Origin of the sequence: Serratia sp. SA088 (assembly GCF_049065515.1) — a bacterium.
GTDB classification, from domain to species: domain Bacteria; phylum Pseudomonadota; class Gammaproteobacteria; order Enterobacterales; family Enterobacteriaceae; genus Serratia; species Serratia nematodiphila.
On record NZ_JBAKGW010000004.1, the window covers coordinates 143,220 to 160,993 of the forward strand.

Below are 17,774 nucleotides of genomic sequence, written 5' to 3' on the forward strand. Positions count from 1 at the left end.
AATGAGACGCATTAACTCTTTGTGCCGACCGATGCCACAGGCGAGTACGCCTCAACTTGATTAGCATAGTAACAGGACTGAATTCGCATGACCGACAACAACATCGCATTGAAGAAGGCCGGCTTAAAAGTCACGCTTCCGCGACTCAAAATCCTGGAAGTACTGCAAAATCCGGAATGCCATCACGTCAGTGCGGAAGATTTGTACAAAAAACTGATTGATATGGGCGAAGAGATCGGCCTGGCAACGGTTTATCGCGTACTGAACCAGTTTGACGATGCGGGCATTGTGACACGTCACAACTTCGAAGGCGGCAAGTCCGTGTTCGAGCTGACCCAACAGCATCACCACGATCACCTGATTTGCCTGGACTGCGGCAAAGTGATCGAATTCAGCGACGAATCCATCGAAGTGCGCCAGCGTGATATCGCCAAGCAGCACGGCATCAAGCTTACCAACCACAGTCTGTACCTGTACGGCCACTGTGAAACCGGTGACTGCCGCGAAGACGAATCGCTGCACGACAAGAAATAAGCCTCACCGGCTATGAGAAACCGCCTCACATTGAGGCGGTTTTTTTATGCCCGCCGTACAACGGGCAAAAAAATCCCCGGGCAAGCCGGGGAAAGATCATGTCATGAAATACTACAATTGCAGCGGCACTGCGACTCCACGTACTGCTCTCACTTCGACATCCGCCCCACGCCGGCACGCGCGGGGGCGAACGCATTCCCCCTTCGTTAAGCGGCCCGCCGCCATGACGACAGGCCGATGTGCCGGGCTTAGACCTTCTCGGCGCGGCTGTAACGTTTACCGTCCGGACTGACCGAACGCACCTGCACCTCACCCGATACCGCCGGCTTGGCCTTGGCGTCATAACGCTGCCACTGCTTGCCGCCGTCGGTGGAGTACTCGATGCCCAATCCCGGCAGCGCGATATTCGCTTCCAGCTTGCCGCCCGCCACACGAGCGCCCGGCACCGGCAGACGGTAGGCGACGCCGCCTTTGTCCAGCTTGGCCAGTTCTCGTTGGCCCAGGATATTGGCGAAGCGCAGCCAGTCTTTCTCCAGCGCCTTGGTGTCGACAAAGTGGGTTTCCCCGCCTTTGTATTCACGGCCGGCGCGATAGTCCTGCTCCCAACCGGCGCGGTGCCAGGCGCGTTCCGCTACCGACAGCGCGCGCGGGAAGATCATGTATTCCATCTGCGGATCGGTGCGCTGGGTTTCGCTCCACAGCTGAGCGGACAGACCGTAGGCGCCCGGCCACGGCTTGTCGCTTTTGGCGTTAAAGTGGTTGCCGTCGCGGTCGACCGAGGTTTCCGCGTTCTGCGGCATGTTGTCCGGCGCGAAGCTGAACACCTTGCGCTCGTCGCTGGAGCGTGTGCCCCAGTAGTAACCACGCTCGTCCGGGTTCACCTCGTAAGGGAAGTCCATGTAGACGTAGTCCGGGTTGGAGACCACCACTTCATATCCTTTGTTGGCCCAGTCGTTGACGCTATCGAAACCGCCCCAGTACAACGTATCCCAGAAGTTGACGCCCACGCGCGAGGTGGCGAACGCCTTTGCGTTCTCGGCGTCTTTCAAGCCGTCTTGCCAGGCCTGCATTCTGTCGATGCCGTGCGCCTTCACCAGCTTGCTGACCTCCTGGCCGAAGTAGCTCGGCAGGTGTTCCATGTCGGCCACCTTGCCTTCTTTGATCATCGTCTGGCAAACCTGCGACTTGGCCCACGGCTTGTCTTCGTTGCTCTGGTCGATGACGCCTTTACCCGGCTCCGGTTTCGCCTTGTCGGTATAGCCGGCGCCCAGGCGGATGTTTTTCGCCTCATCGCCGCCGAAGTGCCAGGTTTTGATCGGCTGCCCGGCTTCTTTATGCATCTGGGCAATCTCGCCAATCACCTTGTCGACAAAGCGCTGGGAGGAATCCAGGCACGGGTTCAGGTAGCTCTGGCGGTTAAAGAACTGCACCGAGGTGGTATTGGAGGTATCGGTCGGATCCACCAGGCGGAACTCGTTGGCCTCCTGCTCTTTGCCGGCGGCATGCAGTTTTTTGTAGCGCGCTTCCATAGAGACCACCGCCGCGCGGGCGTGCGCCGGCATGTCGATCTCCGGGATCACCTCAATCTGGCGCGCCTGGGCGTATTTGATGATGTCGATATAGTCCTGACGGCTGAAGAAGCCGCCGTAGACGTCCGGCCCCTGGCCGTACTGCGGCAGCAGGCAGGTGGTTTCGCTCAGATCGTGGCAGCGCTGGCCGCCGACCTCCGTCAGCTCCGGCAAACCGGGGATCTCGATGCGCCAGCCTTCGTCATCGCTCAGGTGGAAGTGGAATTTATTGAGCTTGTAAGCCGCCATCTGATCCAGCAGACGCAACACCGCGTCCTTCTTATGGAAGTTGCGCGCCACGTCGAGGAAAATGCCGCGATACTGGAAGCGCGGCGCATCGCTGGCGTCCAGCGTGGCGATCTTGCCGCTGCCGTCGCTCGGCACTAACGACAGGATCGACTGCAACCCGTAGAACACCCCGGCCTGATCGAAGCCGATCACCCGCGCCTCTTTCTTACCGATTTTCAGCTCATAGGCACCCGACACCGCCATCGCGCCTTTAAACTTGCCCGGCTGGATGTCGGTCTTGATCGGGTAACCGTTGGCCTGAACCGGCACGCCCAGCAGCGCGAAACGCTGGTTGACGACGTCCGCCGCCGGCTTGACCAGCGTGCTCAGATCCGGCGATACCCCTTTGCGCAGGTCGGCGTCCTGTGCGTGGATCTTCACCTGCATCGGCGTCGGCACGATCTGGCCGCGCAGCGCGCCGGCGGGCAACGTCTGCAGATCGGCATTGCTGACAAAGCGCGAAGCCGGCGTCATCAGAATGTTTTTGTCGTCCTTGGTGCGCTTCCACTGATCGCCGGTGAACGGCGCTACGAACTGGTCCAGGTTTTCGGTGTCGGTATTCGCCAGCATTTTCGGCTTGCCGTCGCCGGAGGTGGCATACCAGCGCGGCAGGAAGTCGTTTCTGAACAGCTGCCAGTATTCGGCGACCACCGGGATTTCCACCGCCTTACCGGCCGGGAAACCGCTGAATTTGGCGGTCGGCTCCAGCTTGTACAGATCGCCGGTCAGATGCGCGATCTTGAACTGATCGTTATCCACCCGCAGGGTCTGGCGCGGGCTGTGGAAATAGATGACCCAGTCTTTGCCGTCGATCGCCCGGCCGTCGTTGCTGAGGGTGAACAACACCCGGTTGCAAGAGGCCCAGTCGGCGCCCAGCGCCGCACAATCCACGCCGTTTTCGCCGGCGCGGTTATCCAGCATTTTCACGTTCAGCTTCAGCTGGCTCAGCTGATCCACCAGCTGTTGATCGGCCATGGCATTACCCATTCCGCCCAGGAATCCCATCGTTGCCGTCAAAGCGGCCAGTGCGCTCAGTTTGAATGCGTTCATCTTCTCGTCCTTCTTAATTATTGTTATCGCGAATTTCTTGCCACAGCTTGCCGCACTTGGCGTCGTAAGCCTGACCGTTACCGCTGTGCACCGCCATAATGCAGTTCTGATAATCCATCACCCGCACCGTTTCCTGCTCAGCAAACTGCTGGTGCTGTTTCTCTTGTTTCAGCACGTTCAGCACCGCCTTGCAGGGCTGCAGACGCTCCGGCGAGCCTTCGGCGGTGTTGATGCAGGCGCTGTAAGCCTGCTTCAATTTGGCGTCTTCCGGCGGCGCGGCGGGTTGCGCGCAGGCGCTCAAGAGCGCGGCGGCCGCCAACATCAGCATGATTTTTTTCATCGTTGAATTCCCTTAACTGCCCCCGGCGACGAGGCCGGGGAACGCATCAGAAGATGGTGAATGGCGCGATGACCATGAACTTGACGTCTTTCTCGTCCTGGAAGATGTTGCCGTAACCGCCGCCCCAGCTCGGGATGTTGGTGTGGTTGTCATACTGGGTGTAGTGCAGCTTGATCAGCGTGCCCTTGGCGCGCCCTTCCTGGATGGTGTACATCGCGTCCAGGCTCCAGGCGCTCTCTTTCAGGCGCTGGCTCTGATCGTAGATCGGATTGGTGCTCGGCTTGGCGTCCCAGGCGTAAACGTAGGAGCCGCCGACCGCCATGCCCGGCAGGTTCCAGTTGCTGAGGTCATACATCACGCCGGCGTACACCGCTTTCTCGCCGTTGGCGTTAAAGTCGGAGCGGTTATCCCACCACACGTCCAGGCGGCCGTTGGACGAGGCGTAGGTCGGGGTCATGCGCTGCAGGAAGAAACCCTGGTTGCCTTCCGCCTTGACCATGGTGCCTTCCAGACGCCAGTTGAACTGGCCGGTGGTGTAACCGAAGGTCAGCGCCTGCAGCCAGGCCAGCCCGTCGTAGATGCTGTTCGGATCGTTCTTGTCGCTGATGCGATCTTCCGCACCGTAGAACTGGTAACTGGTGGTCAGCGGGTTGCCCAGCACATCGAATTTGTAAGACGCCTTGGTGAAGTACTGATTCACGTAACCCTGGGCCTGGCCGAAGGCGGCTTCCAGCACCAGATCGTTTTTGAAATCGTACTTGGCGCCCAGCGAGTGCAGGTAGGAGACGCGGGTTTTCTTATCGTTCTGGCGGAAGTCGTCCACCTCGATATGCCACGGCGCCTTGTATTTGTCGGCCCACATGTAGGAGAAGCTCAACGCGCCGGCATCGCCGTAGTCGAACTTGGCGCCGGCCTCGGCGCCCTGATAGGTGCCCGGCATAAAGCTCCAGTGCGGCGCCAGCAGGGTTTGGCCGCTCGGCTGAATATAGCCGGCGCGCGCCCAGACCGGGCCGTATTTGAACTTGGCGGCGGCTTTGTACAGGCTGACGCCGCCTTTGTCACCGGAATAGTCTTCGTCGTAGGTACGGTTTTTTGAGGAGAACGCGATCTCGTTAGGGTGGCCGCTGGCGCTGGATTCCGCCAGCTCGATGGCGGTAAAGGCACCGACGTCCAGACCGAACATGTCCCAGGCATAGCCCGACGCGAAATCCAGGCTCAGGTTGGCGGTAGAGTGCGACAGGTTGGTGGTGTATTGGTTGTAATCCTTGCTGTCCGGATTGAGATCTTTACGGTCGCGCTCACGTTGCCAGTAATAGATGCCGCCGGTCAGCGTGGAGTCATCGATAAACCCTGCGGCTTTCGCCTCAGGCGCCATGGCAAACCCTGTTCCCAACAGCGCGCCCGCGACTGCGAGCGCCAGCGTTTTACGCTGAGCACCGTGCGTACCCATATTGAAATTCCTCTTTGACTTAACTTAAAAGTTGCAGCCGCCTGTGTTCACCACTGCCCTGCACGACTGCCAATAAAAAACCCGAACGGGTAAAAAAATTGCCGACGAGATGTTATTCCCACAGCACTAATTGCTACAGACAGACTATTTTTCGCGACGCGAATTATCAAATGAAAAATGCGGGAGATTTGTCAAAATATGACAAGGAGCACATATCAGTGAGATTTTGTTACGCCGGTGTTCATGGAAGGTGTCGAATAAAAAATTCAATTAAATCAGAATAAATTGAGATATAAGGTCAACCAGAGACGATTAATGGTTTCAGCCTGACCAAATCCGTCATTCAGACAATAAAAATTGAGAGCGCTCTCCAAATGAAATTAATTCGCATCACGAATATATAAGTAAAAATTAAGGCTATTAAGTCCAATATCAGAAAACTTATTGATTAACGCACCGAGGTTAATTAAGCACAGCCCGGAATAACGCTGCAGGAATAGATGATTTGCTCAATGGCAGACATAAAAAAAGCGCGGCCTAAGCCGCGCTGATTCATTAATTTCCAAGGCGAATAAGATTAGCCTTCGATTTTCGCCCAGGTATCACGCAGGCCAACGGTGCGGTTAAACACCAGATGGTCGGCCGACGAGTAACGGTTGTCGGCACAGAAGTAGCCTTCACGCTCGAACTGGTAGGCCTTCTCCGGCTGAGCGGCCGCCAGACTCGGCTCAACGAAACCGTGCTTGATGACCAGCGATTCCGGGTTGATGGTGGAGAGGAAATCCTCCGCCGCGCCCGGGTTAGGCACGCTGAACAGGCGATCGTACAGGCGAATTTCCGCCGGCAGCGCGTGCGCCGCGGACACCCAGTGGATCACGCCCTTCACCTTGCGGCCGTCGGCAGGATCTTTGCTCAGCGTTTCCGCATCGTAGCTGCAGAAGATGGTGGTGATCTCGCCCGCTTCGTCCTTCTCGACGTGCTCGGCCTTGATCACGTACGCATTGCGCAGACGCACTTCCTTACCCAGCACCAGACGCTTGTACTGCTTGTTGGCTTCTTCGCGGAAGTCGGCGCGATCGATATAGATCTCACGGCTGAACGGCACATCGCGGCTGCCCATTTCCGGCTTGTTCGGGTGGTTAGGCATGGTGACCATTTCCACCGCATCGCCCATGTTCTCGATGACGATTTTCACCGGATCCAGCACCGCCATGGCGCGCGGGGCGTTCTCGTTCAGATCGTCGCGAATGCAGGATTCCAGCGCCACCATCTCGACGTTGTTGTCTTGCTTGGTCACGCCGATGCGCAGGCAGAACTCGCGAATCGAGGCGGCGGTATAACCGCGGCGGCGCAGACCGGAGACGGTCGGCATGCGCGGGTCATCCCAACCTTCGACGATCTTCTCGGCCACCAGTTGGTGCAGCTTGCGCTTCGACATGATGGCGTATTCGAGGTTCAGACGCGAAAACTCGTACTGCCGCGGGTGGCAAGGAATGGTGATGTTATCCAGCACCCAGTCATACAGACGGCGGTTATCCTGGAACTCCAGGGTGCACAGCGAATGGGTGATCCCTTCCAGCGCATCGGAAATGCAGTGGGTGAAATCGTACATCGGGTAGATGCACCATTTGTTGCCGGTCTGGTGGTGTTCGGCGAACTTGATGCGGTACAGCACCGGATCGCGCATCACGATAAACGGCGAAGCCATATCGATCTTGGCGCGCAGGCAGGCGGCGCCTTCGGCGAACTCGCCGTTGCGCATCTTCTCGAACAGCGCCAGGTTCTCTTCCACGCTGCGGTCGCGGTACGGGCTGTCTTTGCCCGGCGAGGTCAGGGTGCCGCGATATTCACGGATCTGCTCCGGCGACAGCTCATCGACGTAGGCCAGCCCCTTGGTAATCAGCTCAACCGCATACTGGTGCAGTTGATCGAAATAGTCTGAGGAGTAATGAACGTTGCCGCTCCACTCAAAGCCCAGCCACTCCACGTCGTGCTTGATTGCCTCCACGAACTCGATGTCTTCTTTCACCGGGTTGGTGTCATCGAAACGCAGGTTGCACTGGCCCTGATAGTCCTTGGCGATGCCGAAGTTCAGGCAGATGGACTTGGCGTGGCCGATATGCAGATAGCCGTTAGGCTCCGGCGGGAAACGGGTATGTACCGACGTGTGTTTCCCCGACGCCAGATCTTCATCGACGATCTGACGGATAAAATTGGTTGGGCGGGCTTCAGCCTCACTCATTTCACTGTTCCTCAATGCAAAGCGCTACACATAACCGCCTATGATCCAACAAGCCACGTCTGGAAACAACCGTTTGTTTCACGAAAAATGCGGCATATTGCACCATCAGCGCGCAGCGCACCGCCGTGGAGCGAAATGGGATAAAAAAAGCGGGAAGAGATTGCTATCTTCCCGCCAAGTCGGGGCAAACTCCGCCATGATGCGTGACCGGCCCCGGGTACTACTCAGGTAAAAACAGCCTTATTTCTGGATCTCGTACAGCTTGGTCTGACCGGCGACCACAGAGCCGCTGGCCAGCGCCGCCAGGCCGGCATAGTCGTCAGAGTTGCTGACTACCACCGGGCTTATCATCGAACGCGCATTGGCGTTCAGGTAATCCAGATCCAGTTCCAGAATCGGTTGACCGGCTTTCACTTCCGCGCCCTCTTCCACCAGGCGTTTGAAGCCCTGGCCTTCCAGTGCGACGGTGTCGATCCCCATGTGCACCACGATCTCAGCGCCCTTGTCGGTTTCCAGGCAGAAGGCGTGGTTGGTATTGAAGATTTTCACCACGGTGCCGTCAGCCGGCGACACCACGATGTTGTCGGTCGGGCGAATCGCCAGGCCGTCGCCTACCGCCTTGCTGGCGAAGGCTTCGTCCGGCACCTGATCGAGCGCCACCACTTCACCGGTTACCGGCGCCACCAGCGTTTCAAACGCGGCTTTCGGTGCGTTCGGCACCGCCTGCGGTTTGGCTTCTGCAGCAGGGGCCGCCGCCGGAGCCGCCGCTGCCGCTACCGGGCCGGACGCGATCACGTTGCGCATCGCGCTGGCGATAAGTTCGGCACGAGTGCCGACGATCACTTGCACGCTCTGCTTGTTCAGGCGAATAACGCCCGATGCACCGAGGCGTTTCGCCAATGCGTCGTTCACCAGCGCGGAGTCTTTCACGTTCAGGCGCAGACGGGTGATGCAGGCATCGATGCCGGTCAGGTTGTCGGAACCGCCGATCGCGCCGACGTAGCGACGGGCCAGCGTGGTGGTTTCGTTCTCGTCTTTACCGGCGTTGCTGTCGACGTTGACGTCGTAGCCGTCGGTTTCGTCACCGGCAACCGCCAGTTCGCGGCCCGGGGTCATCAGGTTGAACTTATTGATGGTGAAGCGGAACACCACGTAGTAGATGACAAAGAACACCAGGCCTTGCGGGATCAGCATGTACCAGTGGGTCGCCAGCGGGTTGCGGGAAGACAGCACCATATCCACCAGGCCGGCGCTGAAGCCGAAACCGGCGATCCAGTGCATGCTGGCGGCGATGAACACCGAGATACCGGTCAGCACGGCGTGGATTACGTACAGCACCGGCGCCACGAACATGAAGGAGAATTCCAGCGGTTCGGTGATACCGGTGAAGAAGGCGGCGAACGCGGCCGCCAGCATGATGCCCGCCACTTTGGCTTTGTTCTCAGGACGCGCGCAGTGATAAATGGCCAGCGCCGCACCCGGCAGACCGAACATCATGATTGGGAAGAAGCCCGCCTGATAACGGCCGGTGATACCGACAACCGCTTTACCGGCTTCGATCGACTGCTGGCCGCCGAGGAAGTTAGGGATATCGTTGATGCCGGCCACGTCGAACCAGAACACCGAGTTCAGCGCGTGGTGCAGGCCAACCGGGATCAGCAGGCGGTTGAAGAAGGCATAGATGCCCGCGCCGACCGAGCCCATTTTCTGGATGTGTTCACCGAAGTTCACCAGACCGTTGAAGATCACCGGCCAGATGTACATCAGAATGAAAGCCACCAGGATCATCAGGAAGGAGATGAGGATCGGCACCAGGCGGCGGCCGCTGAAGAACGACAGCGCCTTAGGCAGCTCGACGCCGCTGAAGCGGTTGTACACTTCGGCGGAAATGATGCCCACCAGAATACCGACGAACTGGTTCTGGATCTTGCCGAATGCGGCAGGCACCTGATCCAGCGGGATCTTCTGAATCATCGACACGGCGGCCGGCGAACAGAGGGTGGTCAGCACCAGGAAGCCGACGAAGCCGGTCAACGCGGCGGCGCCATCCTTGTCTTTGGACATACCGTAGGCCACGCCGATAGCGAACAGCACCGACATGTTGTCGATGATAGCGGAGCCGGATTTAATGAAGAAAGCGGCGAGCGCGTTGTCGCCGCCCCAACCAACAGGGTCAATCCAGTACCCGACGCCCATCAAGATGGCGGCGGCGGGCAGCGTGGCGACCGGCACCATCAGCGCCCGTCCCACCTTTTGCAAATAACTAAGAATGTTCACCTTTTCCCCCTATGTTGTCCGCGGACGGACCCTATTAGTAGTTTATTTGGAGCTCTCACTACCTTTTTAGAAACAACGCATGGCACGTATCACTCATGCCGAGTGTAAAAAATTTATTTTGTATCGCAAATTAAAACCTCCCTTTTTGTGATAAATATCACCAAAAAGTAGTCTTTACCTCCCAGATTGCTGGCCATCACACAAAACTTATTTTATCATTCAAAAAATCAACCGGACGGACGATTCACGCGAGAATCATAAAGCTGGGTTACGCTTAGGACTCCCGCAGGCCCGTACAGTATAGCTTTAGTTTACTTATCCCAAGAGGTGTTAGATGAGACTTATCCCACTGAAAGATACCGCACAAGTCGGCAAATGGGCCGCGCGTCATATCGTTCAACGCATCAACGCATTCAAGCCAACCGCAGAGCGCCCGTTTGTACTCGGCCTGCCTACCGGCGGCACGCCGCTGGAAGCCTACAAACATCTGATTGCGATGCACAAAGCAGGTGAAGTAAGCTTTAAGCATGTTGTGACTTTCAACATGGACGAGTACGTTGGCTTGCCGCAGGAACACCCGGAAAGCTACCACACCTTCATGTACCGCAACTTCTTTGATCACGTTGATATTCCTCGTGAAAACATCAACCTGCTGAACGGCAACGCTGCGGATGTCGACGCCGAGTGCCGCCAGTACGAAGAGAAGATCAAGTCTTACGGCAAAATTAACCTGTTCATGGGCGGCGTGGGCATCGACGGCCATATCGCGTTCAACGAGCCGGCTTCGTCCCTGGCTTCGCGCACCCGCATCAAAACGCTGACCGAAGACACCCGCATCGCCAACTCGCGCTTCTTCGGCGGCGACGTCAGCCTGGTGCCGAAATATGCGCTGACCGTCGGCGTGGGCACGCTGCTGGACGCGGAAGAAGTGATGATCCTGGTCACCGGCCACGCCAAGGCGCAGGCGCTGGAAGCCGCAGTGGAAGGCAACATCAACCACATGTGGACCATCAGCTGCCTGCAGCTGCACGCCAAAGCGGTGGTGGTGTGCGACGAACCGGCCACCATGGAACTGAAAGTCAAAACCGTCAAATATTTCCGCGAGTTAGAAGCGGAAAGCGTGAAAAGTCTTTAATCTTTGCAGGGGGCTACGATGTTCGCTTTAACCCACGGCCGAATCTATACCGGCCACGACGTACTTGATGACCATGCAGTCATTATCGCTGATGGGCTGATCGAGAAAGTCTGCCCGGTGGCTGAATTGCCCGCCGGCATCGAAACGCGCGACCTGGGTGGCGCCATCCTGGCCCCCGGGCTTATCGACGTGCAGCTGAACGGCTGCGGCGGCGTCCAGTTCAACGATTCGCTGGAAGCGATCTCGGAAGAAACGCTGGAGATCATGCAGCGCGCCAATGAGAAATCCGGCTGCACCAGCTATCTGCCGACGCTGATCACCAGCAGCGACGAATTCATGAAGCACAGCGTCGACGTGATGCGCGCTTATCTGAAAAAGCACCAAAATCAGGCGTTGGGCCTGCACCTGGAAGGGCCGTATCTCAGCCCGGTGAAAAAAGGCACCCACAACCCGGCGTTCATTCGCAAGCCGACCCAGGACATGATCGATTACCTGTGCGCCAACGCCGACGTGATCACCAAGGTGACGCTGGCGCCGGAAATGGTTGAGCCGCACTTTATCAAGCAGCTGACCGAGGCCGGCATCGTGGTCTCCGCCGGCCACTCGAACGCCACCTACGATCAGGCGCGCACCGGCTTCGCCGCCGGCATCAGCTTCGCCACCCACCTGTACAACGCCATGCCATATATCACCGGCCGCGAACCGGGGCTGATGGGGGCTATCTTCGACACGCCGGAGGTCTATACCGGCATCATCGCCGACGGCCATCACGTGGCCTGGGCGAGTATCCGTAACGCCAAACGCCTGAAAGGTGATAAATTGGTCTTGGTCACCGACGCGACCGCACCGGCGGGTGCAGATATTGACCAATTTATTTTCGCCGGTAAAACAATATACTATCGGGACGGGCTGTGCGTGGATGAGAACGGCACCCTGAGCGGTTCCGCGCTGACCATGATCGAAGCGGTGCAAAACAGCGTCGAGCATATCGGCATCGCGCTGGACGAAGCGCTGCGCATGGCGACGCTGTACCCGGCGCGCGCGATCGGCGCCGATCGCCGTCTGGGCACCATCGAAGCCGGCAAGGTGGCTAACCTGACCGCCTTCACCCGTGATTTCAAGATCACCAAAACGCTCGTTAACGGTAACGAGGTTTAATTCAATGAACAGCGAGTAACATTATTGATGAGCACTGGCGGACAAGCACAAATAGGGAACGTTGACTTAGTCAAACAACTTAACGGCGCGGCAGTTTATCGCCTGATCGACCAACAGGGCCCGATCTCGCGCATTCAAATCGCCGAACTCAGCCAGCTCGCCCCCGCCAGCGTCACTAAGATTACTCGCCAGCTGCTGGAGCGCGGGCTGATCAAAGAAGTCGATCAGCAAGCCTCCACCGGCGGCCGCCGCGCGATCTCCATCGTGTCGGAAACCCGTTATTTCCATACCGTCGCGGTGCGCCTCGGCCGCCACGACGCCACCATCACGCTGTATGACATGAGCGGTAAGTCGCTCAGTGAAGAACACTATCCGCTGCCGGAACGTACCCAGGAAACGCTGGAGAATGCGCTGTTTGCCGCCATCGCCCAATTCATTGAAGCGAACCAGCGCCGCCTGCGCGAACTGATCGCCATCGCGGTGATCCTGCCTGGCCTGGTGGATCCGGCGCTGGGCGTGGTGCGCTATATGCCGCACATCAGCGTCAGCAACTGGGCGCTGGTAGACAACCTGCAGCAGCGCTTTAACGTCACCAGCTTCGTCGGCCACGACATCCGCAGCCTGGCGCTGGCGGAGCACTACTTCGGCGCCACCCGCGACTGTGAAGACTCGATTCTGGTGCGCCTGCACCGTGGCACCGGCGCCGGCATCATCGTCAACGGGCAGATTTTTCTCGGCAACAACGGCAACGTCGGCGAGATCGGCCATATCCAGATCGATCCGCTCGGCGAACGCTGCCACTGCGGCAACTTCGGCTGCCTGGAGACGGTGGCCGCCAACGCGGCGATCGAACAGCGCGTGCGCCAGCTGCTGAGCCAGGGCTACCCGAGCAAACTGACGCTGGAAGACTGCGGCATCAACGCCATCTGCAAGGCCGCCAACCGCGGCGATCTGCTGGCCAGCGAAGTGATCGAACACGTCGGCCGCTATCTGGGCAAGGCGGTGGCCATCGCCATCAACCTGTTCAATCCGCAGAAGGTGGTGATCGCCGGTGAGATCACCGAAGCGGACAAGGTGCTGCTGCCGGCGATCCAAAGCTGCATCAATACTCAGGTGCTGAAGGACTTCCGCAAAAATCTGCCGGTGGTGACCTCCGAACTCAATCATCGCTCGGCGATCGGCGCTTTCGCCCTGGCCAAACGCGCGATGCTCAACGGCGTGCTCTTGCAGCGATTGCTGGAAAGCTGATCCGCCGCTTCTGGCAGGTGTGTTATCGTCACTTCTTGCCTGCCGTAATCATGAGAAACAGCGACAAATGAAAATCAAAAACGTTATATGCGATATCGACGGCGTGCTGCTGCATGACAATACGCCGGTGCCCGGCGCCGATCTGTTCTTGGCGCGCATCCAGGAACAAGGCATGCCGCTGGTGGTGCTGACCAACTACCCATCACAGACCGCACAGGATTTGGCGAACCGCTTCGCCGCCGCCGGGCTGGAAGTGCCGGAGAGCGCGTTCTATACCTCGGCGATGGCCACCGCCGACTTCCTGCGCCGTCAGGAAGGTAAAAAAGCCTATGTGGTCGGCGAAGGCGCGCTGATCCATGAGCTGTACAAAGCCGGTTTCACCATCACCGACATCAACCCGGATTTTGTGATCGTCGGTGAAACTCGCTCTTACAACTGGGACATGATGCACAAAGCCGCCTACTTCGTCAGTAACGGCGCGCGCTTTATCGCGACTAATCCGGATAGCCACGGCCACGGCTTCTCGCCGGCCTGCGGTGCCCTGTGCGCGCCCATCGAGAAGATCACCGGCCGCAAGCCGTTTTATGTCGGCAAGCCCAGCCCGTGGATCATTCGCGCCGCACTGAACAAAATGCAGGCGCACTCGGAAGAGACGGTGATCGTCGGCGACAACCTGCGCACCGACATTCTGGCGGGCTTCCAGGCCGGCCTGGAAACCGTGCTGGTGCTGTCCGGCGTCTCCACGCTGAGCGACATCGAAACCATGCCGTTCCGTCCGAGCTACGTCTACCCTTCCGTCGCCGATATCACCATCTTCTGATGCGGCCATGGCGGCCGCCCGGCCGCCATTATTTCCTTCTCCCTCAGCGTCAGTTTGAATTTAATTCGTTCATGGCCGCAAAAGGTTTCAGCCTGCCTGCGCTAAAAATCCTCATTATAAATTTACGCCCCGCCAATAGCTGATATTGCCGGCGAGCGGAAAACTCTTACCCCTAATTAATGAGGCTACCATGAGCACCAATAACATTATTAATGCCGTCGCCGCCGATGACGCGGCCATTATGCCGTCTATCGCCAATAAAAAGATCCTGATGGGTTTCTGGCACAACTGGGCCGCCGGCGCCAGTGACGGCTACCAGCAAGGGCAGTTCGCCACGATGAACCTGACCGACATTCCCGCCGAATACAACGTGGTGGCCGTCGCCTTTATGAAAGGCCAGGGCATCCCGACCTTCAAGCCTTACAACCTGTCCGACGCCGAGTTCCGCCGCCAGGTGGGCGTGCTGAACAGCCAGGGCCGCGCGGTGCTGATCTCCCTCGGTGGCGCAGACGCGCATATCGAGCTAAAGACCGGCGATGAAGACAAGCTGAAAGACGAGATTATTCGCCTGGTGGAAGTCTATGGCTTCGACGGCCTGGATATCGATCTGGAACAGGCGGCGATCGGCGCCGCCAATAATAAAACCGTCTTGCCTGCGGCATTGAAAAAAGTAAAAGACCATTACGCCGCGCAGGGAAAAAACTTTATTATCAGCATGGCGCCGGAATTTCCGTATTTGCGCACCAACGGCACCTATCTGGATTATATCAACGCCCTCGAAGGCTATTACGACTTTATCGCGCCGCAATATTACAATCAGGGCGGCGACGGTATTTGGGTGGATGAACTCAACGCCTGGATCACGCAGAATAACGACGCCATGAAAGAGGACTTCCTCTACTATCTGACGGAAAGCCTGGTCACCGGCACCCGCGGCTATGCGAAGATCCCGGCGGCGAAATTCGTCATCGGCCTGCCAAGCAACAACGATGCCGCCGCCACTGGCTACGTGATCGACAAACAGGCGGTGTATAACGCTTTCTCGCGCCTCGACGCCAAAAACCTGTCGATCAAGGGCCTGATGACCTGGTCAATCAACTGGGACAACGGCAAGAGCAAAGCCGGCGTCGCCTACAATTGGGAGTTCAAAACCCGCTATGCGCCGCTGATTCAGGGCGGCGTCACCCCGCCGCCGGGAAAGCCTAATGCGCCGACGGCGCTGACGGTCGCCGAGCTGGGCGCCACCTCGCTGAAACTGAGCTGGGCCGCCGCCACCGGCGCTTTCCCGATCGCCAGTTACACCGTCTACCGCAACGGCAACCCGATCGGCCAGACCGCCGGTCTGTCGCTGGCTGACGGCGGTCTGACGCCGGCGACCCAGTACAGCTACTTCGTTACCGCGACCGATAGCCAGGGCAATACCTCGCTGCCGAGCAGCGCGCTGGCGGTCAAAACCGCCAACGACGGCACGCCGCCCGATCCGGGGGCGCCCGAGTGGCAGAACAACCACAGTTACAAGGCTGGCGACGTGGTGAGCTATAAAGGCAAGAAATATACCTGTATCCAGGCGCACACCTCCAACGCCGGCTGGACGCCGGACGCCGCCTTCACCCTGTGGCAGCTCATCGCCTAATCGCTAATCGATTGCCGGCCAAACTGGCCGGCAATCCCGCCATCACGCTAAAAATTGCATAATCGATAATTTTTCACGTCGATAACTGAACATCCGTTAAAAACCACACCTAAGCAAACAACTATTTCTCAACGCATGGCTAAAACGCTTGCATCTCCCGCAGCTTTTGGCGCATTTTCATAACCACAGCGCAGCAAAAGCGGGTTATCGCTGATAAATCGGCAATGCTGCCCATAACAGTAAAAAACAACATCACAGTCATAAAAGCCCGTTAGGAGAGTTGTATGTGTTCTATTTTCGGTGTGCTCGATCTGAAGTCCGATCCCGTTGAACTGCGTAAGAAAGCGCTGGAGCTGTCACGTCTGATGCGCCACCGCGGCCCGGATTGGTCCGGCGTTTACGCCAGCGACAAAGCCATTCTGGCTCACGAACGCCTGTCGATCGTCGACGTCAACAATGGCGCTCAACCGCTGTACAACGCTGCGCACACCCACGTTCTGGCGGTCAACGGCGAAATTTACAACCATCAGGCGCTGCGCCAACAGCTGAGCGAACGCTACGCGTTCCAGACCGGTTCCGACTGTGAAGTGATCCTGGCGCTGTACCAGGAGAAAGGCCCGGACTTCCTCGACGATCTGCAAGGCATGTTCGCCTTCGCCCTGTATGACACCGAAAAAGACGCCTACCTGATCGGCCGCGATCACCTGGGCATCATTCCGCTGTACATGGGCCATGACGAACACGGCAACCTGTACGTCGCCTCGGAAATGAAAGCGCTGGTGCCGGTGTGCCGCACCATCAAGGAATTCCCGGCCGGCAGCTACCTGTGGAGCCAGGACGGTGAGATTCGTGAATATTATCGCCGCGATTGGTTCGATTACGACAGCGTCAAGGACAACGTGACCGACGCCGCCGCCCTGCGCACCGCGCTGGAAGAGTCGGTGAAAAGCCACCTGATGTCCGACGTACCTTACGGCGTGCTGCTGTCGGGCGGGCTGGATTCCTCGGTCATTTCGGCGATCACCAAGAAGTACGCCGCGCGCCGCGTGGAAGATCAGGAACGCAGCGAGGCCTGGTGGCCACAGCTGCACTCCTTCGCTGTCGGGCTGGAAGGCTCGCCGGATCTGCGCGCCGCGCAAGAGGTGGCCAACCATCTGGGCACCGTGCACCATGAAATCCACTTCACCGTACAGGAAGGCCTGGACGCCATCCGCGACGTGATTTATCACATCGAAACCTACGACGTCACCACCATTCGCGCCTCGACGCCGATGTACCTGATGTCGCGCAAAATCAAGGCGATGGGCATCAAGATGGTGCTTTCCGGCGAAGGCGCGGACGAAGTGTTCGGCGGCTACCTGTACTTCCATAAGGCGCCGGACGCCCGCGAATTCCACGAAGAGACCGTACGCAAGCTGCTGGCGCTGCACATGTTCGACTGCGCGCGCGCCAACAAGGCGATGTCCGCTTGGGGCGTCGAAGCCCGCGTGCCGTTCCTGGACAAGAAATTCCTCGACGTGGCGATGCGCATCAACCCGAAAGATAAAATGTGCGGCAACGGCAAAATGGAAAAACATATCGTTCGCGAATGTTTCGAGTCCTATTTGCCGGCCAGCGTGGCCTGGCGCCAGAAAGAGCAGTTCTCCGACGGCGTCGGCTACAGCTGGATCGACACGCTAAAAGAGGTGGCTGCGCAGCAAATCAGCGATCAACAGCTCGAAACCGCGCGTTTCCGCTTCCCGTACAACACGCCGACCTCGAAAGAAGGCTACCTGTACCGCGAGATCTTCGAAGAGCTGTTCCCGCTGCCGAGCGCCGCCGAATGCGTGCCGGGCGGCCCGTCCGTCGCCTGCTCGTCCGCCAAGGCCATCGAATGGGATGAATCGTTCAAGAAGATGGACGATCCTTCCGGCCGCGCCGTCGGCGTGCACCAGGCCGCCTATAAATAAACACGCGGCGTTTTCCCTTGGGGCGGGCCTTTTGGCCCGCCTTTTTGTTGCCTTTTCCGCCCGCCAACTGCCTGAATTGCCG

The 17,774-nt window shown here is 58.4% G+C and carries 12 protein-coding genes; 7 read left to right on the forward strand and 5 right to left on the reverse strand.

Annotated features, from left to right (window positions below):
- The first annotated feature begins 87 nt into the window (after nt 1-87).
- Nucleotides 88-534: a ferric iron uptake transcriptional regulator gene (fur, locus tag ACOWVD_RS12320; protein WP_004939939.1), complete on the forward strand. Its 447-nt coding sequence runs from the start codon at nt 88-90 to the stop codon at nt 532-534.
- Nucleotides 535-782: 248 nt separating this feature from the next.
- Here fur and ACOWVD_RS12325 read toward each other — a convergent pair whose 3' ends face one another.
- The 5 genes from ACOWVD_RS12325 to nagE all read right to left on the reverse strand — a co-directional run bounded on the left by ACOWVD_RS12325 (nt 783) and on the right by nagE (nt 9,749).
- Nucleotides 783-3,440: a beta-N-acetylhexosaminidase gene (locus tag ACOWVD_RS12325; protein ID WP_325994535.1), complete on the reverse strand. Its 2,658-nt coding sequence runs from the start codon at nt 3,438-3,440 to the stop codon at nt 783-785.
- Nucleotides 3,441-3,453: 13 nt separating this feature from the next.
- The gene (gene chiQ / locus ACOWVD_RS12330) at nt 3,454-3,780 is read right to left on the reverse strand and encodes a ChiQ/YbfN family lipoprotein (protein ID WP_049240203.1); all 327 of its coding nucleotides are present in this window, start codon (nt 3,778-3,780) and stop codon (nt 3,454-3,456) included.
- A 46-nt stretch (nt 3,781-3,826) separates the two neighbouring features.
- Entirely contained in the window at nt 3,827-5,230 is a 1,404-nt protein-coding gene (gene chiP, locus ACOWVD_RS12335) for a chitoporin ChiP (protein WP_004939945.1), read from the reverse strand.
- A 577-nt stretch (nt 5,231-5,807) separates the two neighbouring features.
- A complete protein-coding gene (glnS, locus tag ACOWVD_RS12340; RefSeq protein WP_421105660.1) occupies nt 5,808-7,472 on the reverse strand; it encodes a glutamine--tRNA ligase in 1,665 nt (554 codons plus the stop codon).
- A 240-nt stretch (nt 7,473-7,712) separates the two neighbouring features.
- Nucleotides 7,713-9,749 carry an N-acetylglucosamine-specific PTS transporter subunit IIBC gene (gene nagE, locus ACOWVD_RS12345; RefSeq protein ID WP_033633925.1) on the reverse strand — a complete coding sequence of 679 codons (2,037 nt, stop codon included), beginning with the start codon at nt 9,747-9,749 and terminating at the stop codon, nt 7,713-7,715.
- A gap of 334 nt (nt 9,750-10,083) precedes the next feature.
- Between nagE and nagB the strand changes: the two genes are divergently transcribed.
- The 6 genes from nagB to asnB all read left to right on the forward strand — a co-directional run bounded on the left by nagB (nt 10,084) and on the right by asnB (nt 17,692).
- Nucleotides 10,084-10,884 (forward strand): glucosamine-6-phosphate deaminase, encoded by an 801-nt coding sequence (gene nagB, locus ACOWVD_RS12350; protein ID WP_004939952.1) that lies wholly within the window; start codon nt 10,084-10,086, stop codon nt 10,882-10,884.
- 18 nt (nt 10,885-10,902) lie between these two features.
- Nucleotides 10,903-12,042: an N-acetylglucosamine-6-phosphate deacetylase gene (gene nagA, locus ACOWVD_RS12355; RefSeq protein WP_015376951.1), complete on the forward strand. Its 1,140-nt coding sequence runs from the start codon at nt 10,903-10,905 to the stop codon at nt 12,040-12,042.
- Nucleotides 12,043-12,069: 27 nt separating this feature from the next.
- Complete coding sequence (nagC, locus tag ACOWVD_RS12360; RefSeq protein WP_049240205.1) at nt 12,070-13,290, forward strand: DNA-binding transcriptional regulator NagC; 1,221 nt, start codon at nt 12,070-12,072, stop codon at nt 13,288-13,290.
- 67 nt (nt 13,291-13,357) lie between these two features.
- Nucleotides 13,358-14,110, forward strand: a complete 753-nt coding sequence (locus tag ACOWVD_RS12365; RefSeq protein WP_004939957.1) for an HAD-IIA family hydrolase — start codon at nt 13,358-13,360, stop codon at nt 14,108-14,110.
- Between the two features lie 190 nt (nt 14,111-14,300).
- A complete protein-coding gene (locus ACOWVD_RS12370; protein WP_049240206.1) occupies nt 14,301-15,743 on the forward strand; it encodes a carbohydrate-binding protein in 1,443 nt (480 codons plus the stop codon).
- Between the two features lie 284 nt (nt 15,744-16,027).
- Nucleotides 16,028-17,692 (forward strand): asparagine synthase B, encoded by a 1,665-nt coding sequence (gene asnB / locus ACOWVD_RS12375; protein ID WP_019454068.1) that lies wholly within the window; start codon nt 16,028-16,030, stop codon nt 17,690-17,692.
- Nucleotides 17,693-17,774: the final 82 nt, after the last annotated feature.

Excerpts from the sequence above, each read along its gene's own strand:
- nagB (WP_004939952.1), top strand. The coding sequence starts at position 10,084 with ATGAGACTTATCCCACTGAAAGATACCGCACAAGTCGGCAAATGGGCC.
- ACOWVD_RS12325 (WP_325994535.1), bottom strand. The coding sequence starts at position 3,440 with ATGAACGCATTCAAACTGAGCGCACTGGCCGCTTTGACGGCAACGATG.
- nagA (WP_015376951.1), top strand. The coding sequence starts at position 10,903 with ATGTTCGCTTTAACCCACGGCCGAATCTATACCGGCCACGACGTACTT.
- asnB (WP_019454068.1), top strand. The coding sequence starts at position 16,028 with ATGTGTTCTATTTTCGGTGTGCTCGATCTGAAGTCCGATCCCGTTGAA.
- glnS (WP_421105660.1), bottom strand. The coding sequence starts at position 7,472 with ATGAGTGAGGCTGAAGCCCGCCCAACCAATTTTATCCGTCAGATCGTC.
- chiP (WP_004939945.1), bottom strand. The coding sequence starts at position 5,230 with ATGGGTACGCACGGTGCTCAGCGTAAAACGCTGGCGCTCGCAGTCGCG.
- fur (WP_004939939.1), top strand. The coding sequence starts at position 88 with ATGACCGACAACAACATCGCATTGAAGAAGGCCGGCTTAAAAGTCACG.
- nagC (WP_049240205.1), top strand. The coding sequence starts at position 12,070 with ATGAGCACTGGCGGACAAGCACAAATAGGGAACGTTGACTTAGTCAAA.
- ACOWVD_RS12365 (WP_004939957.1), top strand. The coding sequence starts at position 13,358 with ATGAAAATCAAAAACGTTATATGCGATATCGACGGCGTGCTGCTGCAT.
- chiQ (WP_049240203.1), bottom strand. The coding sequence starts at position 3,780 with ATGAAAAAAATCATGCTGATGTTGGCGGCCGCCGCGCTCTTGAGCGCC.
- ACOWVD_RS12370 (WP_049240206.1), top strand. The coding sequence starts at position 14,301 with ATGAGCACCAATAACATTATTAATGCCGTCGCCGCCGATGACGCGGCC.